Genomic DNA, 26960 nt, shown 5'->3' with positions numbered 1-26960 from the left:
TGACGCCCGCATGCAAAAAGCCTGTGCGGATGGCAGGCAACCATCCTACACAGGCAAGTTCGGGGTCTTTCCCCGGATCACGGGGATGAAGGGGGTTCAAACGGAGGTTTAAAGGTCGGATTTCGCCCGACCCGGGCCTCAGAGCTGGTAGCGCGCGGTCAGCATCAGGTTGCGCGGGTCGCCATAGACGTTGCTGGGAAAGCCGACGCTGCCCGACAGGGCGTTGTAGTAGCGCTTGTCAAAGACGTTGTTGATGTTCAACTGCAAGTCCAGCTTCGGGGTTGCCTGCCAGCCCACCACCAGGTCGGTGACGGTGTAAGCGCCCTGGCTGATCCGGAAGGGCACACCGCTTGTAGTGCCCTGGTTATAGATCGAGTCCTGACGGTAGATCGATCCGCCGACGCGCCAGCCCTGCATGACGCCGGGCAGCCGATACATGGTCGACAGCTTGAACAGGTGCCGCGGCGTGTCCGTGTCAAAGAGCGCGCCCACATTGGCGGGGTTCGCATCCTTGCGGTAACGCGCGATGGCCACCGTGTAGCCCGCGCTGACCTGCCAGTTGGGCGTAATGGCGCCCTGCAGCTCAAATTCCACGCCCTGGCTGCGCACTTCGCCGGCGGCCGAATAGCAGCTGACCGTCGGGTAGCCGGCGCACTGGCTCTGGTCGGTGCTGCGGAAGGCACGGTTCTTCTGGTCCATGCGGAACAGCGCGGCCGAGGCATTGAGCGCACCCCCGAAGTATTCGCCCTTGATGCCGATCTCGTAGTTCTGGCCGATCACCGGATCCAGCAGATTGTTGCTGGCATCCAGGTAGTTCTGGGGTTTGAAGATGTCGGTGTAGCTGGCGTAGACCGAGTGCTGGTCGTTCAGGTCGTAGACCACGCCGGCGTACTTGGTCAGTTGGCTGTTGATGCGGTAGCGATTATGCGCACTGACGGACGGCGTGTTGGACGCGAAGTTCGGATAGGTGTTGACGGTGTCGTTGTAGTCGAACCAGTCCAGCCGGCCGCCCAGGATGAGCTTGAGCCGGTCGGTCAGACTCAGGCGCGTCGTGGCGTACACGCTTTGCTGTTTGATCTTGGCGTCCATCCAGTCCCGCAGCGGAATGTGGGGATCCGGGACGGCGCTCGGGTCGAAGTTGTAGAGGTCCAGGTTGCTGTTCAGAACCAGCCCCTGGCGGCTGTTGCCGTCGAAATCGACGTCGCGGTAGCTGGCGCCCAGCACCAGCTCGTGCGTGCGGCCCAGCAGATCGAAGGGGCCGTTGGCGTACAGGTCGACGCTGCTCTGCTTTTCCTTGTGCGCATTGCGCGCGCCCAACTGGCTGTACCGGCCCGTGGCGATGCTGTAGCTGAGGTAGTGGCCCTGCATATCGACGTCGGCCTGCGCGTAGTACGCCGACAGGTGCATGCGCCAGCCGTTGCCGAACCGGTGGTCGAGCCCCGCGAAGGCCGAGTTGGTGGTCTTGTTCCAATGCTCCCAGTCATTGGCATAGGACGTGGACCGGGGCAATCCCAGATCGCTGCCGTCGCGACCCACCGGCAGGCCGGTGAAGCCGTTGCCGTGCAGCCGGTTCTCCTGGTGCAGGGCGCTGAGCGTCAGCGTGGTGGAGGCGCTCAGATCTTTTTCAAGGATTCCGTAGAACGTCTGACCGTCGCTGCTTTCGCCGCGTTTGTAGCTGCCGTAGTCCTGCGTGGCGACCACCGCGCGGCCGCGCAGGCTGCCGTCTTCCGACAGCGGACCCGAGGCGTCCAGTTCCGCCCGGTAGCGGTCCCAATTGCCCGCGCTCGCGGCCAGGGACACCTGCGGCTCCGGGGTCGGGCGCTTGCGGACCAGGTTGATGGCAGCCGATGGATTGCCCGCGCCCTGCACCAGTCCCGTTGCGCCCCGCACGATCTCCACGCGGTCATAGATGGCCATGTCGGTCGCCAGCAGATCCTGCGACAGGTTGGAGCTGTCCAGGCCCACGGGCAAGCCGTCGTACATGATGTTGTCGACGTACATGCCGCGCGAATAGAAGGACGCGCGCTCCGGTCCGAAGCGCCGGAAGGTCAGGCCGGTGGCGGTCTGCACCACGTCGTTGACGGTCGCCAGGTTCTGGTCCTGAATCCGTTGGCGGGTGACGACGGTGACCGACTGCGGCGTTTCGCGCATGGACAGGTTGAGCCGGGTGGCCGTGCTCATGCTGCCGGTGGTGTACGACTCCGTGCCTTCGGTCGTGCCGTCGGCGGCAGCGCTGGCGGTCACCGTGACCAGCGGCAGCGTGGTGGCGCCGGATGCGGCGGATGCGCGCGTGTCGTCGACGCGCAGCACGAACGCGCCCGTGTCCAGCCGCACGGCCTGAAGGCCGGTGCCGGCGAGCAATCGCGCCAGCGCGCTCGCGGCGGGATGGCGGCCCTGTACGCCGGCCGTGTGCTTGCCGTCGGTTTGCTCGGCGGTGAAGGTCAGCATGATGCCCGCCGCGCTGGCCAACTGCCGCAAGGCGGGCGCGAGCGGGCCCGCGGCGATGTTGAAGTCGGCGGTTGCGGTGCCGGCCGCCGCGGCATCGACCGCCGCAGACGCGTTCTGCGCGCGCACGGATCCCGGTGCGCCACCCGCAAGCGCGGCGGTCAGCGCCAGGACGGCCAATGCAATGGGAGATGGATGTGGGCGCCTCGAATCTTCGGCGCGGTACTGGTTCGGCATGTTCTTCCTTGTGATCGGACCTCCGAAAATTCCGGTCCCTCATGAGGTAGGTGCCGCGAAAACGCAGATCGGGCAGTCGCTGCGAAAAATATTTTTCGCCGACCTAGTCGGCCGGCCCGACCGTCGCCCAGTAGCGGGTGCGCCATTGCACGCGGACGGGCAGCACGCTGGGCAGGGTCGCCAGGATGCGATCGGTGTCGGCCAGGGGGAAGACGCCGGAAAGCCGCAGTCCCGCGATCTGCGGATCGACGCGCAGCACGCCCGTCCGGTAGCGGCCCACCTCAGCCAGGAAATCGCCCAACCGCTGCTCGTCGGCCACCAGTTGTCCCCGTGTCCACGCGTCCGCGTGCGCATCGGCCGGCTGTGGCGCCTCGACGGCGTCGCGGTTGAACCGGGTCTGCTCGCCGGCGTGCAGCCGTCGCGCGTTGCCGGACCGGGGAGCAATCTCCACCGCGCTCTCCTGAACCGCCACCTGGGTCGAGCCGGATTGCTGCCGCACGGTGAAGCGGGTGCCCAGCGAGCGGACGGTGCCTTCGGCGGTCGCCACCAGCAACGGCCGTGCATCCGCCCGCGCCGGCTCGTGCCGCGTGGCGATCATGATCTCGCCCGCCACCAGCAGAATGCGGCGCTGGGTGTCATCGAACTGCAGATTCACCGCGCTGTCCGTGTTGAGCGTCAGACGGGTGCCGTCTTCCAGCGTGAAATTGCGCTGCTCACCGGTGCCGCTGCGATAGTCGGCCATGCGGGTCTGCCAGATGCCGGTGCGGGACCCGAGCAATCCGGCGCCGGTGGCGATTCCACCCCATAGCAGCAGCCGGGTGGCCCGCCGGCGGGCGGTCAGGGTCGGCCTGCCAGCCGGCCCGTACGGCGACAGGGCCGCATAAGCCGGCGCACGTTCCAATGATTTCATCCGGCCGGTGACGGACTCCACATGCTGCCAGGCCGCTTCATGGTCGGCATGTGCCTGGCGCCATTGGCGCCATTGCTGCTGCTGCGCGTCGCCAACCTCTCCGGACATCAGCAAAGTGAGCCAGTCCGCCGCCGCATCCGCGGTGGCCCGGGTGATGACCCGGCCGCTGGGCAGCGTCAGTGTATCTCTGCGGGAGGTCATGTCGTCAGTACGCCAGCGCGAACATGCATTCCCGGTTGGCCCGGGTCAGATACTGCTTGACCGAACTGGTCGAGGCGCCCAGCCGCTCGGCGATCTCGGCGTAGCTCAATTCGAAGAGGTGCGCCAGCAGAAAGGCTTCGCGCACTTTGGGAGGCAGGCCGTCGAGCACGCGGTCGATCTGCTGCAGGCTTTCAACCGCCATCAGCCGCATTTCCGGCGAGGGCGCCACTTCCTCGGGCAGGCAGGCCAGCGCTTCGAGGTACGCCGTTTCCAGCAGTTGCCGGCGATGCCGGTGTGCAAGCAGCCGTCCGGCGACCGTGGCCAGGAACGGACGCGGCTTCCGGATCTCGGAAGCCGCGGTCTTGCGGTCCAGCAGGCTGAGGAACGTGTCCTGCGCCAGGTCGGCGGCTGCGAACGTGTCGCCGACGCGCCGTCGCAACCAACCTTGCAGCCAGGTGCTGTGCTCGACATACAGCCCGGTCAAATCATCAGTGGCGGCGGGGTCCGGGGCTGGCATGAGGACGAAACAGCGGAGTCTGGATGCAATGAGAATTGATCTCATTATACAGATTCACGCTTTGGGGCCCGGGACGAAGCGCACGGCAGGTCCGGGCAGGGCGCCCGGACCATGGGCCGAACCGCTATAGGGGGCGGCTTAGAACCGCGTGCTGCGTGTGACCGACCAGCGCGCGGACAGCGCGCCGAGCGCGGCGGACGCCACCACCGCACCGATCAGGACGGGGGCGCCGGGCAGGTGCAGGGCAAATTCGGCCCCATAACTGCGGGCCAGCCCCAGCAGGGCTTCGTTCAGCGGAGACATCGCCACGGACGCCACGCCAATCGCCAGCAGCGAAGCCAACGCGCCGGACAACGCGCCCAGGTACAGGAACGGCCGGCGCACGAACGATTCGGTGGCGCCGACCAGCCGCGCCACGCCGATTTCCTCGCGTTGCGACAGCGCCTGCATGCGTACGGTGTTGAACACGGTGGCCAGCACCACGACCGCCACGCACGCGGCCAGGAACCCCAGGCCGATCCGGGCAAACCGCAGAATGGCTTCCAGCCGCTGGACCCACGCGCTGTCCAGTTGCACCAGGTCCACGTGGTTCCATTGCTTCCAGGCCGAGGCCAGCGTGTCGGCGCGTCCGGCCAGGTTGTCGCCGTCGGCCAGCGTGACGACGACCGCGTCGGGCAGCGGGTTGCCCGGCAGCACGGCCAGCGCTTCCTGCCAGGCGGGGTTGGCGCGCAGGTCGGCCAGGGCGCTTTCGCGGCCCACGACGCGCACGGCGCGCACCTCTTGCGGATAGTCGGCTTGAATGCGCTTGGCGACGTCGGCCGCGGCGCCCGCAGGCGCATCCACGCGCATGAAGACGGTGACCTCCGGCGTGACGGACATTTCCCGCGCCACCGGTTGCACCGAGACCAGGATCGCGCTGCCCAGCAGCGGCAGCGCCAGCGCCAACGCCATGACCAGCAGGTTGGCGAGCGATGAGAAGGGTTGCTTGATCAGCCGGCGCAGGGTGACGAGAAGCGCGTAGCGGTGTTGCCGCAGCCAGGCGTTCATGCCGACTCTCCCGGATGGCCGAGGCCCGGCTCGGTGCGGCCGGGACGGACGGGCGCCGCCGTTGCGCCATGCGCGCCATGGGTGGCCGCGCCGTCCGGCGGTGTCGCGGGGCCGTGGGAGTCGGCGAACTTGCCCGGCTCGATCCGCAGCGTGCGGGTGGCGTAGCGCGCCATGAGTTCCTGGTCGTGCGAGGCGATCAGCGTGGTGACGCCGACGCGGTTGAAGTCGCGGAACACGTTCATGATGCGTTGCGCGTTGTCGTGGTCGAGGTTGGCGGTGGGTTCGTCCGCGATCAGGATCGCGGGCCGGTTGACGATGGCGCGGGCGATCGCCAGGCGCTGTTGTTCGCCGCCCGAGAGCTCGATGGGATTGAGGTCTTCCTTGCCCGACAGCCCCACCTTGTCCAGGGCGGCACGGGCACGCGAAGCGGCGGAATCCCAGGGGTGTCCCTGGACGGCCAGCGGCAGCATCACGTTTTCGAACGCGCTTCGGTCGAACAGCAGGTGCGTGTCCTGCAGGATGACGCCCACCGCGCGGCGCAGATAGGGCCGGGCGCGCGCGGGCAGCTTGTCCAGACGTTGGCCGTTTACCTGGATCGAACCGCGGCTGGCGGGTTCAAGCCCGCCGATCAGCTTGAGCAGGGTGGACTTGCCGGCGCCGGAGGGCCCCGATACGAAAACGAATTCTCCCGCGCTCACGCGGAAGTTGATGTCGGCCAGGATATTGCGGCCGCGACCATATGATTTGAATACGTGCTGGAATTCGATCATGGCGGCTGTCAGATGAAGCCGCCATAGTAACTCGGGGACAGTAAGGTGGCCTACATCTCTTGGCGTGGCCGACGCAGGTCGGCTTCATTCCACCGGCTGAAACATCCGTGCGCAAAGCTGAAAGCGCGTCCCTGTTTTTCGTCAAAAACAGCGTTTCATTTCATCCAGTGTCCCTATATTTCAAGGGAATTCCCGGATGCGCCGCGTGCTTTGCGGACGCTACCATCCGCCCCATGCGTGGGTCCAACCCGGCCCTAGCTTTGGATTCCGCTTCATCCCACACGGAGATCACGATGAAAGTACTGAAACTCGCTGCCATTGGCGCTGCCCTGTTTGCTGCATCCTCGGCTGCCAACGCTGGCGCAACCTTCGATAACGTCAAAAAGAAAGGGTTTGTCCAGTGTGGGGTTTCGACGGGCATTCCGGGTTTCTCCATCGCCGACAGCAAGGGCGAATACAAGGGCATCGACGTGGACATGTGCCGCGCCATCGCCGCAACGATGTTTGGCGATGCCAGCAAGGTCAAGTTCACGCCGCTGAACACCCAGCAACGCTTCACCGCGCTGCAGTCCGGTGAAATCGACGTGCTGACCCGCAACACCACCGTCACGCTGACGCGCGACACGACGCTGGGCCTGATCGGCGTGGGCGTGAACTACTACGACAGCCAAGGCGTCATGGTCTCCAAGGACCTGAACGTCAAGAGCGCAAAGGAACTGAACGGCGCCACCATCTGCGTGCAGCCGGGCACCACCACCGAACTGAACCTCGCTGACTGGTTCCGCAGCCAGAAGATCGAATTCAAGCCGGTCGTGATCGACAAGTACGACGAAATCATCCGCGCCTTCTCGGCCGGCCGTTGCGACGCCTTCACGACCGACAAGTCGCAGCTCGCCTCGACCCGCACCACGCTCGAGAACCCGGACAAGTTCGTCATCCTGCCGGAAGACTTCTCCAAGGAGCCGCTGGGCCCCATGGTCCGCCAGGGCGACGAGCAGTGGTTCAACATCGTGCGCTGGTCGCTGAACGCGATGCTGGAAGCCGAGGAATACGGCATCACCAAGGCCAACGTCGATGAAATGACCAAGAGCCCCAACCCCAACATCCAGCGCATCCTGGGCGTGACCCCGGGCATGGGCAAGAACCTGGGCGTGGACGACAAGTGGGCCTACAACATCATCAAGAGCGTGGGCAACTACGGTGAAAGCTTCGAATCCACGCTGGGCAAGAACAGCGCGATGAAGCTGGAGCGCGGCTTGAACGCTTCGTACAAGCAAGGTGGCTTGATGTACGGCTGGCCGGTGCGCTAACGCGCGGCTGCCTGGCATGGCGGAGCACGGCTCTCCGTCATGCCTAGGGCCTGTCTGCACAGGACGTGTATTCTGGACAGGCCCTAACCCGCCTTCGGGCGGGCGGCAGAAGTGGGTGGCGCGGCTTTTCCGGCATGCCACCCGGTGTCCGACTTCTGTAGATTCATCATGATGACTCCCAACAAAAACGCCCCGATTTCGGCACCCCCTCGGCGTCTGAACTGGAACGATCCCGGCGTACGCTCCGTGGTCTACCAGGTGATTGCGCTGACCGCGGTAGCCTGGGCCGTGTGGTTCCTGGTTTCAAACACGCTCCACAACCTGTCCGTGCGCAACATTGCCACGGGCTTCGGCTTCCTGAACCGCGAGGCCGGATTCGCCATCGGCGAAACCGCTGTCGCCTATTCCCCCTCAGACACTTACGGCCGCGCCATCGTGGTCGGCCTGCTCAACACGCTGCGCGTCGCCGTCCTCGGCATCGTGCTGGCGACCATCCTCGGCACGCTCATCGGCATCGGCCGCCTGTCCAAGAACTGGCTCGTGGCCAAGATCACCTCTGTGTATGTCGAGGTGATGCGCAACGTGCCGCTGCTGCTGCAGCTGTTCTTCTGGTATGCGCTGATCACCGAGAACATGCCGGGTCCGCGCCAGGCGCACAATCCGCTGCCGGGCGTGTTCATTTCCAACCGTGGCCTCAAGGTCCCGGCGCTGGAAGGCAACTCGTTCGACTGGATGCTCGGCGGACTGGGACTGGCGATCCTCGCGATCATCATCCTGGGCCACTACGGCAAGAAGCGCCACGAGGCCACCGGCCACATGTTCCCGCTGGGCCGCTGGGCCATTGGTCTCTTGATCGGTCTGCCGTTCATCGGCTGGCTGGTCAGCGGCGCGTCGCTGACGCTGAACATGCCGGAGCTCAAGGGCTTCAACTTCTCGGGCGGTCTCACGCTGTCTCCGGAATTCGCCGCGCTGCTTGCTGGTCTGGTGATCTACACGTCGGCGTTCATCGCCGAGGTGGTGCGCTCTGGCATCCAGGCGGTCAGCAACGGCCAATGGGAAGCCGCCGGCTCGCTGGGCCTGCCGCGCGCCAAGGTGCTGCGCCTGGTGATCCTGCCGCAGGCGCTGCGCGTGATCATCCCCCCGATGACCAGCCAGTACCTGAACCTGACGAAGAACAGTTCGCTGGCAGTCGCCATCGGCTACCCCGACATCGTGTCGGTGGTGAATACGACGTTGAACCAGACGGGCCAGGCCATCGAGGGCATTCTAATCATCATGGGCGCGTACCTCACGGTCAGCCTGTCGATCTCGATCTTCATGAACTGGTACAACAAGCGCATCGCGCTGGTGGAGCGTTGATATGAGCAGCACTACGCATACCCCCAGCGAAGCCCTGCCGCCGCCCAGCAATCAAACGGGACCGTGGGCGTGGCTCCGCACGCGCCTCTTCTCGTCGCCGCTGAACATCCTCATCACGGTGCTGCTGGCGTGGTTCCTGTTGATGTCCATCCCGGCGCTGGTCGAGTGGGCCTTCATCAAGGCCAGCTTCGACGCGGCCAATGCCCAGGAGTGCCGCGCAGCCGGCGGCGCCTGCTGGGCGTTCATCATTGAAAAACACCGGCTGATCCTGTTCGGCACCTATCCCTACGATGAGCAGTGGCGGCCGTTGATCGCCACCATCATCCTGGTGGCGGTGATCGTCTGCAGCGGCATCCGCCGCTTCTGGAACTGGAAGCTGGCCGTCATCTGGACCGTGGGCCTGACGGCCGTGGCGCTCCTGATGTGGGGCGGCGTGTTTGGCCTGACCTACGTGGAAAACGCGCGTTGGGGCGGCCTGCCGCTGACGCTCATCCTGTCCACGTTCGGCATCGCCTTCGCGTTCCCGATCGGCGTGCTGCTGGCCCTGGGCCGGCGCTCGAAGATGCCGGCCATCAAGGCGTTGTGCGTCGTGTACATCGAGCTGATCCGCGGCGTGCCGCTCATCAGCCTGCTGTTCATGTCGTCGGTCATGCTGCCGCTGTTCCTGCCGGAAGGCTTTTCGATCGACAAGCTCCTGCGCGCTCAGATCGCGATCATCATGTTCGCGGCGGCTTACATCGCGGAAACGGTGCGCGGCGGCCTGCAGGCCATTCCGAAGGGGCAGTACGAAGGCGCGGATTCGCTGGGCCTGAACTACTGGCAGCAGATGCGCAAGATCATCCTGCCGCAGGCGCTCAAGATCGTGATTCCGCCGCTGGTCAGCATTTTCATCGCGCTGTTCAAGGACACGTCGCTGGTGGTGATCATCGGCATTTTCGACCTGACGCTGGCGGCCAAGGCAGCCTTGTCCGACGCGGCATGGCGCGGATTCGGGGTGGAGGCGTACCTGTTCATTTCGCTGATCTACTTCGTCTTCTGCTTCTCCATGTCCAAATACAGCCAGGCGCTGGAAAAACGCCTGGCCACGGGTCACGCACGCTAGCAATTTGCCGCGCGTCCGCTGCAAGGCGGGCGCGCAAAGCGATACTTACGGGAGTACAGGCATGTCGGATGCCATTATTCGTTTGCAGGACGTGAACAAGTGGTACGGCCAGTTCCACGTGTTGCGCAACATCAACCTGGACGTCGCGCCAGGCGAGCGCATCGTGGTGTGCGGACCTTCGGGTTCGGGCAAGTCCACGATGATCCGCTGCATCAACCGCCTTGAAGAGCACCAGAAGGGCCACATCATCGTGGACGGCACGGAGCTCACCAATGACCTGAAGCACATCGAGACGATCCGCAAGGACGTGGGCATGGTGTTCCAGCACTTCAACCTTTTCCCGCACCTGACGGTGCTGGAAAACCTGACGCTGGGACCCATGTGGGTGCTGAAGAAGCCGCGCGCGGAAGCCGAGGCCACCGCAATGAAGTACCTTGAGCGGGTGCGCATTCCGGAACAGGCCAAGAAGTTTCCGGGCCAGTTGTCGGGCGGCCAGCAGCAGCGTGTGGCGATCGCGCGGTCGCTGTGCATGAACCCCAAGATCATGCTGTTCGATGAGCCGACGTCGGCGCTGGATCCGGAAATGGTGAAGGAAGTGCTGGACGTGATGGTCAGCCTGGCGCAGGAAAGCGGCATGACGATGATCTGCGTGACCCACGAAATGGGTTTCGCGCGCAAGGTCGCCAACCGCGTGATCTTCATGGACCGCGGCGAGATCATCGAACAGAACAACCCGGACGAGTTCTTCGACAACCCGCAGAACGAACGGACCAAGCTCTTCCTGAGCCAGATCCTGCACTGATCCGCCAAACCGCCTTCGGGCGGTTTTTCATTGGTGCGGGCTGCCAATCCCGGGAATTCCGGGCGTTCTTGCCGGTAGCCCTTTGTTACCTCCGTCACGCCGGTGGGGTATGCTACTGACCGCCATTGATCCGGAGTGAGGAGAACACACCATGTCGAATACCCCCCGCAGCGCCGTGCGCCGCGCCCTGTTGCAAGGCGCCGTGGCGCTGGCCGCGACCCTGCCTTTCAGCGCCCCGGCGTTGGCTCAGGCCGCCGATTTCCCGACGAAGCCGATCCGCTTCGTCGTGCCTTACCCGCCCGGTGGCCCGCTGGACACGATGGCGCGCATGCTGGCCGAGAAGGTGCGCGGCTCGCTGGGTCAGCCGGTGATCGTGGAAAACCGTTCGGGCGCGGGCGGCAACATCGGCGCGGACCTGGTGGCGAAAGCGCAGCCTGACGGCTACACGCTGGTGATGGGCGCGGTGGCCACGCACGCGATCAATCCGTGGCTGTTCGCCAACCTGCCCTACGACCCGGTCAAGGACTTCGCGCCGGTGACGATCGTGGCGGCGGTGCCGAACGTGCTGGTGATGAATGTGGAGTTCGCCGAAAAGAACAAGATCGAGAAGCTGGCGGACCTGATCGATTACGCAAAGAAGAACCCGGGCAAGCTGAACTACGGTTCGGGCGGCAACGGCAGTGCGGGCCATCTGTCGGGCGAGCTGCTGAAGGCGCGCGCGGGCATCAACGTCGAGCACATCCCCTATCAGGGCGCGGCGCCGGCGCAACTGGCGCTGCTGTCCGGCCAGTCGGATTTCATGTTCGACAACCTGGCGGCGTCGGCGCCGCTGATCAAGGACGGCAAGGTCAAGGCGCTGGCCGTGACGACGGCGCAGCGTTCGTCGTTGCTGGCTGACGTGCCGACGGTTGAAGAATCGGGCGTGAAGGGCTTTGACCTGGGCACGTGGTTTGGCGTGTTCACGACGGGCGGCACGCCGGCGCCGGTGGTGGCCAAGCTGAACAAGGCGTATGCCGACGCGATGGCGCAGCCCGATGTGAAGCAGCGTCTGCTGACGATGGGTTCCGAGGCGGGCTCGATGACGCCTGAGGCGTTCGCCGCGTTCGTGAAGGCCGAGATGGCGAAGTATCAGGAGATCGTGAAGATCTCGGGCGCCAGCCTGAATTGATGGCGCTGGCAACGGGCGTCTTTAATCGGATGCCTGTTGCGACGCAGTTTCAACGCCCGCCGGGATGCTTTCCTGACGGGCGTTTTGCTTTCTGTTGATGCCAGCCGCCGCGCATGCCTACCAGCCCATCGCGTAAGCCGGCCGGCGCGGGTCCGCGCCGCCCCAGCGCACGCCGCTATCCAGATCGTGCCGGACCATGCAGACGGCGCCGGCCCGCCAGCTATGGCCGTTCCACCACTTCACGGTATGGCCCAACGCGGCAAGCGCGTCGCCCGCGCTGCGCGGGATCAGGTCTTCGATCATCAGCCGGCCCGGCATGGCGTTGTGCGGCTCGAACGACGACGGAAAGCTGAAGCTGGCAAAGCGCGGCGCCTCGACCGCCTGCTGCACGTCCATGCCGAACACCTCCATGTTCAGGAACGTCTGCAGCATGGCCTGGCACTGCACGTCGCCGCCCGGCGTTCCGAAAGGCAGGACGTACTGGCCGGGCCGGATGGCGAGCGAGGGGTTGGGCGTGAGCCGCGGCCTGCGGCCCGGTCCGATGGCGCACGGATGGCCGGCCTCGGCCCAGGATTGGCTGCCGCGTCCCGACGCGCAGAGGCCGGTGCCGGGAATGACGGGCACGTTGTAGGAGCCATCGCTGGGCGTGGCCGAAAACGCGTTGCCGTCCTTGTCGACGACCGCCACATAAGACGTATCCAGGCGCGGATCCGTGCGCGCCATGTCATCGGGCCCGGCCTCGCGCAGGTCGACGTCCCGCGCGTGGGGAAGCCGGCCCGCCGGCGGCATGTCGGGGCCCGCCCGATCCAGGGCGATCATGGCGAGCCGCGCGCGCGCATAGTCCTTTGACAGCAGCGCCGCTTGCGGAACCCGCGCATGGCGCGGATCGGCGTAATGCACCTCGCGGTCGGCGAAGGCCAGTTTGATGGCTTCGGTCAGCAGATGCACATAGGGGGCGGAGTTGTGGCCCAGCGCGCGCAAGTCGCAAGGCTCCAGGATGTTCAGCATCTGCAGCAGCGAAGGGCCCTGGCACCAGAAACCGCAGCTGTGCACCTGCGTGCCGTTGAAGTCGGTGGACAGCGCCGGCTCGACCTCCACAGCAAAGCCTCGCAAGTCCTCGTGGGTGATCAGCCCGCCTTCCTCGCGGTGATACTTGACGATCGCCGCAGCGATGTCGCCTTCGTAGAATGCGCGCCGCGCGGCGGCCAGGCCCGCCTGGAGGTTGTTTCCGGAATGCGCGCGCTCTTCGTCCGCCATGTACTGGATGCTGCGCGCCAAATCGGCCTGGCGGAATAGCGAACCCGCTTCGGGCGGCTTGCCGCCGGGCAGGTAGATGGCCGCGCTGGAGGCCCACCGCGCGTAGTTCTTCTGGTTCTCTGCCAGCACTTCGGCCATCAGCGGATACATGACGAAGCCGTCTCGCGCCAGCCGGATGGCGCCGGCCGCGACCTCGCCGAAACGCATGGTGCCGAATCGTTCCAGTGCGGTGATCCACGCGTCGGGCGCCGCCGGGATGACGGTGCGCAGCACGCCCGCCGGGATCGTGCCGCCGTGCTTTTCCAGAAACGTCTCCAGCCGCGCGGCCTGCGGCCAATAGCCAAGCCCGGAAATGCTCCACACCTTTTGCGCCTTGGCCTGATAGACCAGGATAGGCGCGACGCCGCCGAAGTTGACGATGTCGCTCTGGACCACGCCCAATGCAATGCCGGCCGCCACGCCCGCGTCGACGGCGTTGCCGCCGGCCTGCAGGATGTCCATGCCGGCCTGCGTGGCCAGATAGTGGCCGGCCGAGATCATGTGGTCCAGGCCGGCGAGCGCGGGGCGCATGGAGGTGGGGGCGCTTCCCGCGGTCAGGTCCGGGGCGTAGGGGGAATGGGACATCGAAGACTCCGGTCGGAAGAGGGGGCTTGCGTGCCTGCGCGGGCTCAATCGGTCATTGCGGGGTGATGCCCAGCTTTTGCGTCACGTCCTTCCAGCGCTTGAACTCGGCGTGCAGGAAGCGGCTGAACTCGTCGGGCGAGGTGCCTTGCACGATCACGTCGCGTCCTTCCATGGCGCTGCGCACTTCCGCGCTGGACAACGCGGACTTCGTGGCCTTGTACAGGCCGTCGACGATCTCCGGCGGCGTGCCCTTTGGCACCAGCAGTCCATACCAGGAACCGCCCACCAGATTCGGATAGCCGCTTTCCTTGGCGGTGGGAATCTCGGGCGCCCGGTTCAGGCGCTTTTCGCTGAAGATCGCCAGCGCCTTCAGCTTGCCGTTGCGGATGAAGGTCAGCGTGGTGCCCGGCGTGTCCAGCGTGTACTGCACCTGGCCGGCGATGACGTCGTTCAACAGCGCGGCGCTGCCGCGGTAGGGGACATGCGTGGTCTTGATCCCGGCATCCATGTTCAGTTGCTCGGAGAAAAAGAAATTGGCGGTCATGATGCCCGGCGACGCGTAGTTGATCTCGCCGGGACGGCTGCGCGCGTATTCAACCAGTTCAGGCAGCGTGTTGGGCGGAAAGGCCGGGTTCGCGACCAGGATGAAGGGGCCGCCGCCGACCAGGGTGACGGGGATCAGGTCGTTCATGGGATCGTATTGCAGGTCCTTGACCGTGAGCGGCGCCCCGGTCAGCGGCGACGCCGTGGCGAACAGCACGGTGTAGCCGTCGGGCTCGGCCCGCACGACCTGCTGGGTGGCAATGGTGCCGCTGGCTCCCGCGCGGTTCTCGACCACGACGGGTTGCTTGATCTCCTGACTGAGTTGCTGCGCCAGCATGCGCGCCACGGTGTCCGTGCCGCCGCCCGGCGGGTAGCCGACGATCATGCGTATCGGCTTGGCGGGCCACGCCTGGGCCGACGCCGCAAAGGGCAGTACGGCGGCCAACAGGCCTGCAAGGCCGCACAAGGCAGCGAGGGCGCGGCGGCGCGCGGGGCGTGTGGCGAGTGCTCGAATGATCATGGATGACTCCTGGATGCTTCTTGCTGGCCGGTGCCCTTGCAGATCCCGGCCGTTGTCGGATCCCGCGCCGCCTTGATGCGTGAGGCCCGGCTGCGGCGGCGCAGCCGGAACGGGCCGGCCTATTTGTTCGCGGCCAGCCCCAGCTTGCGCACGATTTCCGCTTCCAGCGCGTACTGTTGCGCCGCATAGTCGGCGTAGTCCTTGCCGTCCATGTAGACCAGTTCCTGGCCGTATTGCGTCAGGATCTGCTTGAAGGCCTCGGATTCGGCCACCTGCTTGAAGACGGCATGCAGCTTGGCGACAACGGCGGGCGGCATGTCCTTGGGACCGGCAATGCCGAACGGCGCGTTGGCGGGCGGCGTGCCGTCAAGTTCGTGCAGCGTGGGCGTGTCCGGATACTGGGTGCTGCGATGTTCGCCCCAGGTCACCAGCATGCGCATCTTTCCCGATTGCACCTGCGGCTGCACGGTCGTCGAGCCGGCGTATGCCGTCACCTGTCCGCCCATCACCGCCGTCAGCACTTCGGATTCGCCCTTGTACGGGATGTGGCGCCAGGTCACGCCGTTGCGTGCGGCGATGTCTTCCATCATCACGTTGGACGCGCTGCCGACACTGGCCGTGCCGTAGGTGACTTCGTTCGGATGCTGTTTCGCATAGCGGATGAAATCTGCCCACGTCTTGTGCGGCGAGCCCGCGGGCACCGCCACGCCCAGCGTGTAGCCGCTGAGCATCATGACGTAGGTGAAATCGCGTGTCGGGTCGTAGCCCATGTCCTGGATGTGCGGCATGCGATAGACCGGGCTGGGCAGGACGGCCAGCGTGTAGCCATCGGGACGCGCGGTCTTGATGGCGCGTGCGCCCATGGTTGCGCCGGCCCCGCCGCGGTTTTCAATGACGATGGCCTGGCCCAGTTCGGGCGCGGCCAGCTCGGCGAACTTGCGGATCACGGTGTCGGTGGAGCCGCCCGCCTGATAGGGCACGATGATGTGAATCGGCTGCGCGGGGAAGGGCGCGGCCGTGGCCAGGGGCGCTGCCAGAACAGCGCCTGCAAGCGCGAGGGCGCGCGGCGCGCGGGCCGCGCAAGCCAGCGCGGCGGTCAGGGTGCGGAGCAGTCGCGGGATCATGATGTTCTCCATTCGAATCAGGCAGTGGCCCAGGCCTGCGCGAACGCGCGTTGGAAGTTGCCGCCGAGTACGCCGGCGATCTGGCTGTCCGTCAGTCCGGCCTCGTGCAGCGCGTGGGTAAATGCGGGAAACTGCGCCGGCGTCGGCGTTTCGACGGGGTAGCGCGCTTCCATCACATCGCCAAAGGCATCAGAAAAGTCGCCGCCCGATTTGGCGTACTTGGTGCGAGACATCACCATCACATGGCGCACGGCCTCGTAGGTGTCGACCGACGGAAAATCCGTGCCGATGCCCACGTGTTCATAGCCGACCAGTTCGCCGATGTACTTCACGTTCGCGACGAAGTCCGACAGCAGCGGCTGCTGGCGGGGATCGCCGCGCCAGCTCAGGTAGGCATGGATGCTGCATCCGACCACGCCGCCCGTCGCGGCGACCGCCTTGATGACGTCGTCCGACTTGTTGCGCGGCCGGGTGATCACGGCGTTGGCGTTGGCGTGGGTCAGCAGCACGGGCCTGGTGCTGTGCCGGGCGGCGTCCAGGCAGGTCTGAGGCGCGCAATGGCTGAGATCGATGGCGATGCCCACGCGGTTCATCTCCGCAACCATCTTCACGCCCAGATCGCTCAGGCCGGCGTTGCGCTTTTCCAGGCAACCGTCGCCCAGCAGATTGGCCTCGTTGTAGGTCAGCTGGATGACGCGCATGCCCAGTTCATGGAACAACGCCACGCGATCGATCTGGTCGCCGAGGGGTTTGCCATTCTGCCAGCCCATGATGAGCCCCAGCTTGCCGGTCTGCTTGGCGCGCGCAATGTCGTCGGCTGTTTCCACCAGCAGCCAGGACGAGTCCGGCGCAGCGCAGCGTTGGCGCCAGGCCATGCAGTCGCGCAGCGCCTGCTCGAAGTCCGCGCCCATGTCGCTGACGGTGACGTTGATGGCGCTGACGCCGCCGGCCAGCATGTCGCGGGTGCTGCCGTCGCTGAAGAAGACCAGGCCGTCGACGACGGTGGTGCGGCGATGCAGATCGGCGATGTGACTATCCATGGAAGAACTCCCCTTTTGTTGTATGCATGATTTCAATGCGTGCCCGTCAGGTCCCGTAGCGGCCGTAGCGGAACGGGTGCAGGTCGATGGCGGGCGTTTGGCCCTGGATCAACTGCGCCATCAACTCGCCCGCCGCCGGACCGATGCCGAAACCGTGGCCCGAGAAACCGGAAGCAAGGTAGAGCCCCGGCAGGCCGGGCACCGAGTCCATGACAGGCATCGCGTCGGGCGTGACATCGATGTAGCCGGCCCAGGACTGCGCAATACGTGCTTCGCGGAATGCGGGAAAGGCGTGAACCAGCCGGCGCCAGGCTTGCGCCACGCCGCGACTGGACGGCGATGGATCCAGCACGCGATGCCGCTCGAAAGGCGATTCGCGGTCGGCCGGGAAATGGTTCGGGATCTTCAGTTCCTCGAAGAAGCGCTTGCCGAAACGCAGCCGCACGAAGCTGCTGTTGGCCCGCCACGCGCTGAAGAAATGCGGCATGAGGCGGAAGGTGTCGGGCACCACGTCCGCCATCGACGCGCCGAACTGCGACACCGAATAGCCGCCGTCGGCACGTTTGCGGCAGGTGAAGTCCTTGCCGTTGATCGCCGCCTGCGGTCCCGCGTCGAGCGGCGTCGTGCGCAGCACGGACCCCCGCACCTTCAACTGCGGGAAGTCGGCGCCCAGATTGCCGCAAAAGAGCCGCGACCAGGCGCCGGCCGCCACCAGCACCGCCTGCGTGGCAACGCGGCCGTGCTCCGTGATCAAGGCGCTGACGCGGCCCGCGCTGCGCTCCACGCCGCGCACGGCGCAGTGCTCAAAGATGTTTGCGCCAGCGGCGCGCGCCAGCGAGGCGATGCCGCGGGTTGCCAGCTGCGGTTCGGCGACGCCGTCCGTCGGGCTGTACATGGCGCCCGTCCAGGCGCGTCCCGTCGACGGCAGCATGTCCTGCACCGTGCGGCGATCCAGCAGGCGCGCATCCACGCCATGCGCGCGCGCCCCGTCCATCCAAGCCTGATGGCTGGCCGCGTCCGTGTCGTTTTCCTGCAGATAGAAGATGCCGCTGCGGCGGAAACCAACGTCCACCTTTTCCTGGATCTCTGCCCATAGCCGGTTGGCGCGCTGCGCCAGCGGCACTTCCGGCAGATCGCGGCCCAGCGTACGCACCCAGCCCCAATTGCGCGACGACTGTTCGCAGGCCAGCGTGCCTTTCTCGAACACGGCGACCCGCAGTCCGGCGCGCGCGAGGGAATAGGCGGTGCTGATGCCGATGATGCCGCCACCAACGATGGCGACGTCGACCGATGCGGGCAGCGCCGTGTCGGACGGGCCAGAAGCTGAAGCGGGCATTTGAGCGGCGGAGGGCGCCGGCGTTTGAGGCGGATGCGGTTGCATGAAGATCCGGATTGATTAAATATCGCTATTCGATAACAATCTACGTATAACGATAACAGCGAGTATTTTTATACTGCTCGCCGGGGTCCGGCTACAACGTAAGGGTTTCCCTAGGCTGCCGGACTTTCTGGCTTTCCGCGGGCAAACTCCGTCCCTGCTACCCAAATCGAATCCGAATGTCTGAACCTTCCGCCTTGTTGATCCAGTCGCTGGAAAAAGGGCTCGCCGTGCTCGAGTCCTTCCGGGGGCACGCCTCTTTGAGCCTTCAGGAGATGGCCCGCGAAAACGGCATCACCATCGGCTCGGCCCAGCGCGTGGCCTACACGCTGGAAAAGACCGGTTACCTGTTCAAGGATCCGCGCAGCAAGCGCTACAGCATGACGGTCAAGGCCGTGGGGCTGGGCTACAGCTATCTCTACCGGCAGCCCTTGTTCCAGCATGCGCATGCGGTGCTGCATCAGGTCAACCAGGAGTGCGGCGAGATCGTCAATCTGGCGGTGCCCGACGGCGACAACATGGTGTTCGTCATGCGCGTCGCGCCGGCCAGGCACATTCCCGAGTACCTGCCGGTGGGCACGCAGATTCCCTGCGTGGCGACCGCGTCGGGGCGCGCGCTATGGGCGTTGCTGCCGCCGGATGAACTCGATCTCAGGTTGCGCAACGTGACGTGCGCGAAGTACACGCCGCACACCACCACCGACGTCGACCGGCTGCGCGCATTGATCGACGAGGCAAGGCGGGATCAGTACGCCTATGCCGATGAAGAGTTCTTCGCGGGCGATTTGAATGTCGCGGCGGTGATTTATGGCGACAACGGCGATCCGCTGGGTGCGGTCAACATATCCGTGCCGAAGCCGCGCTGGTCGCTGGCGCGTGCGCGGGAGGAACTGGGGCCGCTGGTGATCCGGGCAGCCAGGGCGATCAGCAAGCGCAATTGAGGCCGACCGCCCGGGATGCCGGGAATTACCAGCGATAGCGCAACGTCGCCATCACCGTGCGCTCCGCGCCCCAGTAGCAGCTCACGGCCGTGCCCAGGCAGTTGGCCACGTATCGCTTGTCGAACAGGTTGGACACGTTCAACGCGACCTGCGCGCCAGCGAGCGTGGGGCTGGCGCGGCCCAGATCGTAGCGGATCGCGGCATCCACCAATGTCACGGCGGGGATGGCGTAATTGTTGTTCAGATCGCCATAGAAGCCGCCGCGGTACGTCACCCCCGCGCCCAGGCCCACGCCCTGCAACGGGCCGTCGCGCAACGTGTAGTCTGCCCACAGCGCCGCCTGATGGCGCGGCACGAAGTTGAGCTGATTGCCGCGCTGCGCGGGATTGTTGCTCTTGGTGATCTCGCTGTCGCTCAGCGCATACGACATCGTCAGATCCAACCCGTTGTCGAAGCTGGCCTTGCCCTCCAGCTCCAGCCCCTGCACCTGGACCTGGCCGGTCTGCACGACAAAGCTGGTATTGACCGGGTCCGGCGTGCTGACGTTGTTCTGGTTGATCTGGAATGCCGACAGCGTCACGAAGCTGGCGTAGCCGTTGGGCTGGAACTTGATGCCGGCCTCGTACTGCTCACCAGTCGTCGGCTTGAGCGCCGAGCCGTCGCGCATCACGCCGGTGACGGGCTGGAAGGACGTGGAATAGCTCAGATAGGGCGCCAGACCGTTGTCAAAGCGATACGTGACGCCGAGCCGGCCGGTGAAGCGGTTGGCGTCGGCATCGCGCGAGGTCCATGCCCACTGCCCGGCGCTGCCGCGGGCGCCGGTATCGGTGGTGCCTTCGGTCCTGTCGTAACGGCCCACCAGCGTGAACAGCAGACGGTCAAGTTCGATCTGGTCCTGCGCGTACACGCCCAACTGGTTGCGCGTCATGTTGATCTTGGTGGCCGTGGGCGGGCGCGTCACGGGCGTTCCGTAGTCGGGGTTGAACACGTCGAAGAACGGCGAAGCCGGCGGCAGCATCAGGCCCAGGCTGCTTTCGTTGTAGCGCGACTTTTCCCGCAGGTAATCCAGGCCGAAGGTGAGGTCGTGGCGTGTGGGGCCGGCCGTGAATTTGGCGTTCACCTGATTGTCGATCTGGAACGCATGCGATGTCTCGGGGAAGGCCCACGCGTAACGGATCGCCTGGGTCTCGGACGCCATCGCGCCGATCTGCACGCGGCGGGTGTTGGTGTCCACGTTGGTGTAGCGGGCGCTTTGCCGCACGCTCCAGGTGTCGTTCAGGCGGTGGTCCAGCGTGTAGCCCACCATGGTCTGCTCGTTCGTGAAGATGTCGTAGCCGGGTTCGCCCACGAAGCGGTCGCGCGGAATGTAGCCGGCGCTGCTTTTCTCCAGCGTGCCGATGACCGGCAACACGGGCGCGCCGCCGCCGCCGTGGCTGGTGATCTTCTGGTACTGCACATTCAGATTCAGGCTGGTGTCGGACGAGGGGCGCCAGGTGAAGCTGGGCGCGATGAACTGGCGTTCATCGTCGACGTGCTGGTACTGCGTGTCGCTGTCGCGCAAGGTGCCGGTCAGGCGATACAGAAATTTGCCTTCGTCGTCGGCCGGACCGGAAAAGTCGAACGATCCCTGATACCGGTTGAAGCTGCCCGCCTGCAGGACGACTTCATTGATCGGCTCGGCGGTGGGTCGCTTGCTGGTCATGTTCACCAGCCCGCCCGGGGCGCTCTGGCCGTAAAGGCCGGACGACGGTCCCTTCAGGATCTCTATCCGTTCCAGGCCATAGGTGTCGATGCGCGGCTGCGCGTATCCCCGCGCGCCGAAGGGCAGAAGCAGGCCATCCAGATAGCGGGCCGGGGTGAACCCGCGGATGGTCAGCCAGTCATAGCGCACGTCGTTGTCGCCGTACTGGGCGAAGATGCCCGGCGTGTAGCGGACGGCCTGCGCCAGCGAGGTGACGCCGCGCCAGTCCATTTCATTGCGGGTGATGACGTTGATGGTCTGGGGCGTGTCGATCAGGGCCGCGTCCGACTTGGTGCCGGACCGGCTGCGCGTGGCGACGAAGTCGGCGCCGGAGGTCGGCGACGCATCGCTCGATCCCTGCACCACAACCGGCGACAACGTGGAGACATCGGCGGCCGCCGAGGGAGCGGGTTGCGCGCCGACGGACGCGGACGCCGCAAAGGCGGCGAGCAATGCCAACGGCAACGGCTTGACGGAGAAGGACACGGGGTTACCACCTGATCAATTTATAATTAACAAGAATCATTCTTGTGCGACGGCATGATTCCAGAACACCCGCCGGATGTCTGACGATTTCGCGGCGCCAATTGACGGTTTTGCTGCACTCGGCGCAATTGCGCTTGTTTCCCATGTCCGCTGAGCTCTCGCTTGACCCGTACACCGCTCCCGCCAAGCCTCACGAATGGTGGCGAGGGACACTTCCCACCGTGCCCGCGACGCAAGACTGGGAAAACGTCATCCAGTGCGTGGTGCGCGTCGAGGAAGGCGTCAGTGTGGTGGTGCTGGACGGCTGCCCATCGGCGGCGCTGACAATTCCCGCGCCGGGCGCGCCGGTGTTCGGCATGCAGGTATGGCTGGAGGGCGACGCCGTGCTGGCGTTGGACGGCGGCAAACCGCTGAAGGTGACCGGGGGCGCGGCGCTGCTCTTCAACCACGAACAGCCGTTGGGTTGGACCACGCACCTTTACGCGAATCGGCGCGTCCGGATGCTGGATATCCGATACACGCCTGATGCGCTCGCCCGGGCAGGCGACTCGGCGCCCATCACCCTGCTGACCCAACGGTTTCGCCACGACGTCAGCGTGCCGACCCACGGATCGTTGGTCGCAATGCTGGACGCGCCGGCCAGCCTGCTGACGTTGGCCACCGACATTTCCCGCGACGCGCCGACGGCGCCCGAGGCGCGCCGGATCTGGTACCGCGCCAAGTCGCTCGAGACGCTGGCTGCCTTTGTGGAATTGCTTTCCGTGCCGCAAGTGCTGAAGGGGCCCGCCGCGGAGGAGCGCCAGCAGGTGCAGCAAGCTTGCCGCCTGCTGCGGGAACGCTGCTCGGAACAGTGGCCGCCGGGGCGTGTTGCGCGGATGGTGGGCTTGTCCGAAAGGCGGCTTCAGGAATTGATGCGCGAAAACGTCGGCCGTTCGGTGCACGCCTATCTGAGCGACGCGCGGCTGGTTCGCGCCTCGGACCTGCTGCGCAGCGGCATGAGCGTCACGCAGGTGGCGGGCGACTTGGGCTACTCAAGCCTCAGTCATTTCAGCAAGATTTTCAAGGCGCGATACGGCGCATCGCCACGCGCCTGGTAAGGCGCTGAATATGCTCAGCGGCACGTCGATCAATCGATGCGCATCAAACCGCCGGCCCCTTGATCAGCCACTGCAGCATCCTCTGCAGCGAATCCCGGTCATACTCCGCATCGGTAAGCCGGTACTGCTCCGGATCACGATTCACCCACGAATCGGTCACCGTCCACGCATCGCCGTCCTGCTCAAGCCGCAGTGCATAAATCCAGTTGCCGGTCCAACTGCGATGCAAACGCAGCCAGCCGTCGTGCAGGTAGATGAACCATTTGTCTTCCATCTCCTTCGGCACGAAGCCCTGTTGCAAGCGGGCGTACTCGTCGGCGGTAAAACGCCCCTGAAAATGCAGCGGTTCACGCTGCGCAGGCGCGGGCAGGTGCTTCCAGGAGTCTGGGGTGGCGATGGGCATGTGTGGGCTTCTGTTCTATGCTGGATTTTTCGCATACTACCAAGGCCCCGCCATGCACCTTCAAGCCGCCATTCCAATCCTGCGCATTTTCTCCGTGGAAAAGGCGCGCGACTTTTACCTGGATTTTCTGGGGTTCACCTGGGACTGGGAGCACCGTTTCGAGGCGGGGTTTCCGCTGTATGCGCAGGTGCATCGCGGGGATCTGGTGCTGCATCTGTCCGAGCATCATGGCGACGCGACGCCGGGGTCGGCCGTGTTCGTGCGGATGCAGGGCGTGGATGAATTCCACGCGGAGGTCAGCGCCAGGCAGTATGCCTACATGCGGCCCGGCGTCGAGGAGATGCCTTGGGGGCGCGTGATGGCGGTGATCGATCCGTTTGGCAATCGGCTCAGCTTTTGCGAGTCACAGGACTAGCGGCCTGCGCCTAGACCCCCAGATAGCGGTGCGCCAGGTCGGGCTGCGCGGCCAGTTCGGCGGGGCTGCCTTGCCAGACGACGCGGCCTTTTTCCAGGACGTGGTGGCGGTCAACCAGGGTCGCCATTTCCTTGAGGTTCTTGTCGATCACAAGAATGGTCTGGCCTTCTTCCTTCAAGCGGCGCAGGCAGTTCCAGATTTCCTGGCGGATCAGGGGCGCGAGGCCTTCGGTGGCTTCGTCCAGGATGAGCAGGCGCGGGTTGATGAGTAGGGCGCGGCCGACAGCCAGCATCTGCTGTTCGCCGCCGGATAGCGTGCGGGCGGATTGGGTGCGGCGTTCTTTCAGGCGCGGAAACAGGTCGAAGACGCGGTCGACGTGCCAGCCTGCGTGCGTGTTGCGGGCGGTGGCGACGAGGTTTTCTTCGACGGATAGCGATCCAAACACGCGGCGGCCTTCGGGGACGAGACCGATGCCTAGCTGCGCGATGCGGTGCGGGGCCATGCCGGTGATGGGTTTGCCGTCGAGCAGGATGGCGCCGCCCTGCGCGGGCAACATGCCCATCAGCGTCTTGACGGTCGTGGTCTTGCCCATGCCGTTGCGGCCGATCAGCGAGACAACTTGCCGAGGCGCGATGTCCAGGTCGACGCCAAAAAGCACTTTGCTGGCGCCGTAGCCGCCTTGCAGTTGGTTCACTTGCAGCATCAGTCCTCCTCGCCCAGATAGGCGGCGCGCACGTCGGGATGGCGGCGCACCTCGTCGGGCGTGCCGGTGAAGATGGTCTTGCCGTAGACCAGCACGGTGACGCGGTCGGCCAGCGCGAAGACGGCGTCCATGTCGTGTTCGACCAGCAGGATGGCGTAGCGGCCCTTCAAGGTCTGGAGCAGCGCCGTCATGCGTTGCGATTCCTCGGCGCCCATGCCGGCCATCGGTTCGTCCAGCAACAGCACGGAGGCGTCCAGCGACAGCGCCATGGCGATTTCGAGCTGGCGCTTTTCACCGTGCGCCAGCGCGGACACGCGCACGCCGGCGCGTCCGGCCAGACCGACACGTTCGAGCGCATCGCGCGCCGGTTCGCGCAGCCGGGCCATGCGCCGCGCATTGCGCCAGAGATTGAAGCCGCCCGGGCTGTGCGCCTGCACGGCCATGGCGACGTTGTCTTCGGCGCTGAAGTCGGGGTAGAGCTGGCTGATCTGAAACGAACGGGCCAGGCCAGCGGCGGGGCGCTTATAGGCAGGCATGCGCGTGATGTCGGCGCCGTCGAGCCAGATGCTGCCGGCATCGGGCAGGATTTCACCGCTGATCTGCGATAGCAGCGTGGTCTTGCCCGCGCCATTGGGGCCGATGAGGGCGTGCAGCTCGCCGGGCCGGACCGCGAGGTCGACGCCCTGCGTGGCGTGTACCGCGCCAAAGGATTTCTGCAGGCTGCGGATCTCCAGTTTAGGATGGGTCATTGCTTGCCTCCCACGAGCCAGCCGTACACGCCGCGTTTGCCGAAGAGCACCACCAGCACGAGCACGGGTCCCAGGATCAGCATCCAGTGCTCCGTCCAGCCGGTGGCGACCTGCTCCAGGCCGAGGTACACGGCCACGCCGAGCACCGGGCCGAAGATCGAACCCATACCGCCCAGGATGACCATAGCCATGAGTTCGCCGGACTTCTGCCAGGCGGACATGTCCGGGCTGACAAAGAGCGCGTAATTGGCCCACAGCGCGCCGGCAAGCCCGGTTCCGGCAGCCGACAGCACGAACGCCGTGAGGCGATAGCGCAGCGGCGCGAGGCCCAGGGCGATGCTGCGGCGCGGATTCTGCTTGATGCTCTGCAGTGCCATGCCGAACGGCGAATTGACGATGCGCCGGCACACGATGATCCAAAGGGTCATGAGCGCCAGGCACACGTAGTAGAAGGTGGCCGGATCGTTCACGTTCAGCCCCGGCAACGTGTTGCGCGCATCGATCGACAGGCCGTCGTCGCCGCCGTAGATCATCAGTCCGACAAGGATGAAGTACAGCATCTGCCCGAAGGCGAGCGTGATCATGATGAACTGCACGCCGGAAGTGCGCAGCGACAGAAAGCCCACAACCAGCCCGGCCAGCGCGGCAACGGCCACGGCGAGCGGCCACATGACCAGCGCGGCATTGCTGCCGCTCCAGCCAAAGATCGTCTCGCCCATGTTGACGTGATAGGCAGCGATGCCGATGACGTAGCCGCCTAGCCCGAAGAATGCGGCGTGGCCGAAGCTGACCATGGCGCCGTAGCCCAGGATCAGATCCAGACTGACGGCCGCGATGGCGTAGATGAGAAATCGCGTCATGAGGTTGACGAGAAAGCTCTCGCCCGTGGCCTGCGCGATGGCCGGCACCAGCACAAAGAGCAGCAGCCCGATCGCGTTGACGACGACGCTGCGGGTGATGCGCGGTCTGCCAGCAGAAGAAATGTCTGACACCCTCGACGCGCCGTCACGGTTTGGGGCGCCGCCTCGGGTGTCGGACACCGATGCGCCCGCGCCGCCAGTGTCAGATAGCGGCCCGGCAGCGGGATTCGTTGAAGTTGGTCTGGTCATGAATATCTTTCCTAGCGCTGGGCCGGCACCAGTCCGCGCGGCTTGAACAGCAGCACGATGGCCATCAGGATGTAGATGCTGGCGGACACGAGGCTCGAACTCGCGGAGTCCGAGAGCTCGGGCGGCAACAGGCGCGACATCCAGAAGGGGATGTAGGCGCGCCCCAGCGCATCGGTCATGCCGATCATCAGCGACCCCACCAGCGCGCCGCGCACGGAGCCGACGCCGCCCACCACGATGACGACGAAGGTGGTGATGAGAATGCGCTCGCCCATGCCGATCTCCACGGCCAGCAAAGGCGCGGCCATGACGCCCGCAAAGCCGCAGAGCAGGGCGCCCAGCGTGAAGATCAAAGTGAAGAGGCGCTGGATGTTCACGCCCAGCGCGTCGACCATCTCGCCGTCGTCGGCGCCGGCGCGCACCAGCATGCCGACCCGTGTGCGCGAGATCAGCAACCAGAGGCCCACCGCCACCAGCGCGCCCGCACCGATGAAGGCGAGCCGCATGACGGGATAGTTCAGGCCGGGCAGCAGCGCGACGGATCCCGACAGAAAAGGCGGGATGTCCATGAAGGGCGGGCTGCGGCCGAACAGCACGGTCACCAGTTCATTGGTGAACAGGGTCAGACCCAGCGTGGCCAGCACCTGATCCAGGTGATCGCGCCGGTACAGGTGGCGGATGACCAGCAGTTCGACGATCAGCCCGTACAGCGCCGCGCCAGCCAGCGCAGCCAGCAGGGCGGCCACGAACGAGCCCGTGGACGCCGCCGCGCTGGCCGCGCAGAACGCGCCCACCATGTAGAACGAACCGTGCGTCAGGTTGATGACGTTCATGATGCCGAACACCAGCGTCAATCCCGCCGACAACAAGAACAGCAAGGCGCTGTACTGCAGGCCGTTCAGGACCTGCTCCAGGAACATCAGCATTGCGACTCCTTCTCGGGAGAGCCTGAATGGCTAGGC

General features: G+C 65.6%; 24 protein-coding genes. 8 read left to right on the top strand and 16 right to left on the bottom strand.

Annotation, left to right across the window (positions count from 1 at the left end):
* Window positions 1-138 precede the first annotated feature (138 nt).
* The 5 genes from AC6CIE_RS24750 to AC6CIE_RS24730 all read right to left on the bottom strand — a co-directional run bounded on the left by AC6CIE_RS24750 (window position 139) and on the right by AC6CIE_RS24730 (window position 6127).
* Window positions 139-2682, bottom strand: coding sequence for a TonB-dependent siderophore receptor (locus tag AC6CIE_RS24750; protein WP_498094413.1), 2544 nt, complete (start codon window positions 2680-2682; stop codon window positions 139-141).
* Between the two features lie 103 nt (window positions 2683-2785).
* Window positions 2786-3793, bottom strand: a complete 1008-nt coding sequence (locus AC6CIE_RS24745; RefSeq protein ID WP_498094411.1) for a FecR domain-containing protein — start codon at window positions 3791-3793, stop codon at window positions 2786-2788.
* A 4-nt stretch (window positions 3794-3797) separates the two neighbouring features.
* The gene (locus tag AC6CIE_RS24740) at window positions 3798-4310 is read right to left on the bottom strand and encodes a sigma-70 family RNA polymerase sigma factor (RefSeq protein ID WP_279973688.1); all 513 of its coding nucleotides are present in this window, start codon (window positions 4308-4310) and stop codon (window positions 3798-3800) included.
* Window positions 4311-4448: 138 nt separating this feature from the next.
* Window positions 4449-5357 (bottom strand): cell division protein FtsX, encoded by a 909-nt coding sequence (locus AC6CIE_RS24735; RefSeq protein WP_498094409.1) that lies wholly within the window; start codon window positions 5355-5357, stop codon window positions 4449-4451.
* Entirely contained in the window at window positions 5354-6127 is a 774-nt protein-coding gene (locus AC6CIE_RS24730) for a cell division ATP-binding protein FtsE (RefSeq protein ID WP_175139551.1), read from the bottom strand. The genes AC6CIE_RS24735 and AC6CIE_RS24730 overlap by 4 nt, the downstream gene beginning before the upstream one ends.
* A 293-nt stretch (window positions 6128-6420) precedes the next feature.
* On the opposite strand from AC6CIE_RS24730, the gene AC6CIE_RS24725 reads away from it, so the two are divergent.
* From AC6CIE_RS24725 to AC6CIE_RS24705, 5 genes are all read left to right on the top strand, one after another.
* A complete protein-coding gene (locus AC6CIE_RS24725) occupies window positions 6421-7437 on the top strand; it encodes an amino acid ABC transporter substrate-binding protein (RefSeq protein ID WP_105240917.1) in 1017 nt (338 codons plus the stop codon).
* Window positions 7438-7605: 168 nt separating this feature from the next.
* The gene (locus AC6CIE_RS24720) at window positions 7606-8796 is read left to right on the top strand and encodes an amino acid ABC transporter permease (RefSeq protein WP_175139552.1); all 1191 of its coding nucleotides are present in this window, start codon (window positions 7606-7608) and stop codon (window positions 8794-8796) included.
* A gap of 1 nt (window position 8797) precedes the next feature.
* Entirely contained in the window at window positions 8798-9898 is a 1101-nt protein-coding gene (locus AC6CIE_RS24715) for an amino acid ABC transporter permease (RefSeq protein WP_175139553.1), read from the top strand.
* A gap of 61 nt (window positions 9899-9959) precedes the next feature.
* Entirely contained in the window at window positions 9960-10700 is a 741-nt protein-coding gene (locus tag AC6CIE_RS24710; protein WP_056559723.1) for an amino acid ABC transporter ATP-binding protein, read from the top strand.
* Window positions 10701-10851: 151 nt separating this feature from the next.
* Window positions 10852-11868: a Bug family tripartite tricarboxylate transporter substrate binding protein gene (locus tag AC6CIE_RS24705; protein WP_175139554.1), complete on the top strand. Its 1017-nt coding sequence runs from the start codon at window positions 10852-10854 to the stop codon at window positions 11866-11868.
* Window positions 11869-11985: 117 nt separating this feature from the next.
* Here AC6CIE_RS24705 and AC6CIE_RS24700 read toward each other — a convergent pair whose 3' ends face one another.
* The 5 genes from AC6CIE_RS24700 to AC6CIE_RS24680 form a co-directional block, all read right to left on the bottom strand.
* Window positions 11986-13749: a gamma-glutamyltransferase family protein gene (locus tag AC6CIE_RS24700; RefSeq protein WP_498094406.1), complete on the bottom strand. Its 1764-nt coding sequence runs from the start codon at window positions 13747-13749 to the stop codon at window positions 11986-11988.
* A gap of 52 nt (window positions 13750-13801) precedes the next feature.
* On the bottom strand, window positions 13802-14812 hold the full coding sequence (locus AC6CIE_RS24695; RefSeq protein ID WP_367353338.1) for a Bug family tripartite tricarboxylate transporter substrate binding protein: 1011 nt from the start codon (window positions 14810-14812) through the stop codon (window positions 13802-13804).
* Window positions 14813-14931: 119 nt separating this feature from the next.
* Entirely contained in the window at window positions 14932-15936 is a 1005-nt protein-coding gene (locus AC6CIE_RS24690; RefSeq protein ID WP_498094404.1) for a tripartite tricarboxylate transporter substrate binding protein, read from the bottom strand.
* A 17-nt stretch (window positions 15937-15953) separates the two neighbouring features.
* Window positions 15954-16976, bottom strand: coding sequence for a dipeptidase (locus AC6CIE_RS24685; RefSeq protein WP_239215130.1), 1023 nt, complete (start codon window positions 16974-16976; stop codon window positions 15954-15956).
* Window positions 16977-17022: 46 nt separating this feature from the next.
* A complete protein-coding gene (locus AC6CIE_RS24680) occupies window positions 17023-18312 on the bottom strand; it encodes an NAD(P)/FAD-dependent oxidoreductase (RefSeq protein WP_498094402.1) in 1290 nt (429 codons plus the stop codon).
* A 221-nt stretch (window positions 18313-18533) separates the two neighbouring features.
* On the opposite strand from AC6CIE_RS24680, the gene AC6CIE_RS24675 reads away from it, so the two are divergent.
* Window positions 18534-19295 carry an IclR family transcriptional regulator gene (locus AC6CIE_RS24675; RefSeq protein ID WP_343738222.1) on the top strand — a complete coding sequence of 254 codons (762 nt, stop codon included), beginning with the start codon at window positions 18534-18536 and terminating at the stop codon, window positions 19293-19295.
* A gap of 25 nt (window positions 19296-19320) precedes the next feature.
* On the opposite strand, the gene AC6CIE_RS24670 is transcribed toward AC6CIE_RS24675, so the two are convergent.
* Window positions 19321-21522 carry a TonB-dependent siderophore receptor gene (locus AC6CIE_RS24670; protein ID WP_498094400.1) on the bottom strand — a complete coding sequence of 734 codons (2202 nt, stop codon included), beginning with the start codon at window positions 21520-21522 and terminating at the stop codon, window positions 19321-19323.
* Between the two features lie 143 nt (window positions 21523-21665).
* On the opposite strand from AC6CIE_RS24670, the gene AC6CIE_RS24665 reads away from it, so the two are divergent.
* Complete coding sequence (locus AC6CIE_RS24665) at window positions 21666-22619, top strand: helix-turn-helix transcriptional regulator (RefSeq protein ID WP_239215126.1); 954 nt, start codon at window positions 21666-21668, stop codon at window positions 22617-22619.
* Between the two features lie 43 nt (window positions 22620-22662).
* On the opposite strand, the gene AC6CIE_RS24660 is transcribed toward AC6CIE_RS24665, so the two are convergent.
* Complete coding sequence (locus AC6CIE_RS24660; protein WP_175184848.1) at window positions 22663-23022, bottom strand: hypothetical protein; 360 nt, start codon at window positions 23020-23022, stop codon at window positions 22663-22665.
* 52 nt (window positions 23023-23074) lie between these two features.
* Between AC6CIE_RS24660 and AC6CIE_RS24655 the strand changes: the two genes are divergently transcribed.
* The gene (locus tag AC6CIE_RS24655; RefSeq protein ID WP_175122213.1) at window positions 23075-23437 is read left to right on the top strand and encodes a glyoxalase superfamily protein; all 363 of its coding nucleotides are present in this window, start codon (window positions 23075-23077) and stop codon (window positions 23435-23437) included.
* A 10-nt stretch (window positions 23438-23447) separates the two neighbouring features.
* Here AC6CIE_RS24655 and AC6CIE_RS24650 read toward each other — a convergent pair whose 3' ends face one another.
* The 4 genes from AC6CIE_RS24650 to AC6CIE_RS24635 form a co-directional block, all read right to left on the bottom strand.
* Window positions 23448-24140 carry an ABC transporter ATP-binding protein gene (locus AC6CIE_RS24650; protein WP_498094398.1) on the bottom strand — a complete coding sequence of 231 codons (693 nt, stop codon included), beginning with the start codon at window positions 24138-24140 and terminating at the stop codon, window positions 23448-23450.
* Window positions 24140-24889, bottom strand: a complete 750-nt coding sequence (locus tag AC6CIE_RS24645) for an ABC transporter ATP-binding protein (RefSeq protein ID WP_498094396.1) — start codon at window positions 24887-24889, stop codon at window positions 24140-24142. Before AC6CIE_RS24645 ends, AC6CIE_RS24650 begins: the two co-directional genes overlap by 1 nt.
* Window positions 24886-25848 carry a branched-chain amino acid ABC transporter permease gene (locus tag AC6CIE_RS24640; RefSeq protein WP_175184923.1) on the bottom strand — a complete coding sequence of 321 codons (963 nt, stop codon included), beginning with the start codon at window positions 25846-25848 and terminating at the stop codon, window positions 24886-24888. Before AC6CIE_RS24640 ends, AC6CIE_RS24645 begins: the two co-directional genes overlap by 4 nt.
* A gap of 161 nt (window positions 25849-26009) precedes the next feature.
* Complete coding sequence (locus AC6CIE_RS24635) at window positions 26010-26924, bottom strand: branched-chain amino acid ABC transporter permease (RefSeq protein WP_175184845.1); 915 nt, start codon at window positions 26922-26924, stop codon at window positions 26010-26012.
* Window positions 26925-26960 lie beyond the last annotated feature (36 nt).

The organism is Achromobacter sp. GQ309 (genome assembly GCF_059759315.1).
The sequence above is the reverse complement of the archived record's forward strand: the minus strand, read 5'-3'. Positions and strand labels throughout refer to the sequence as shown.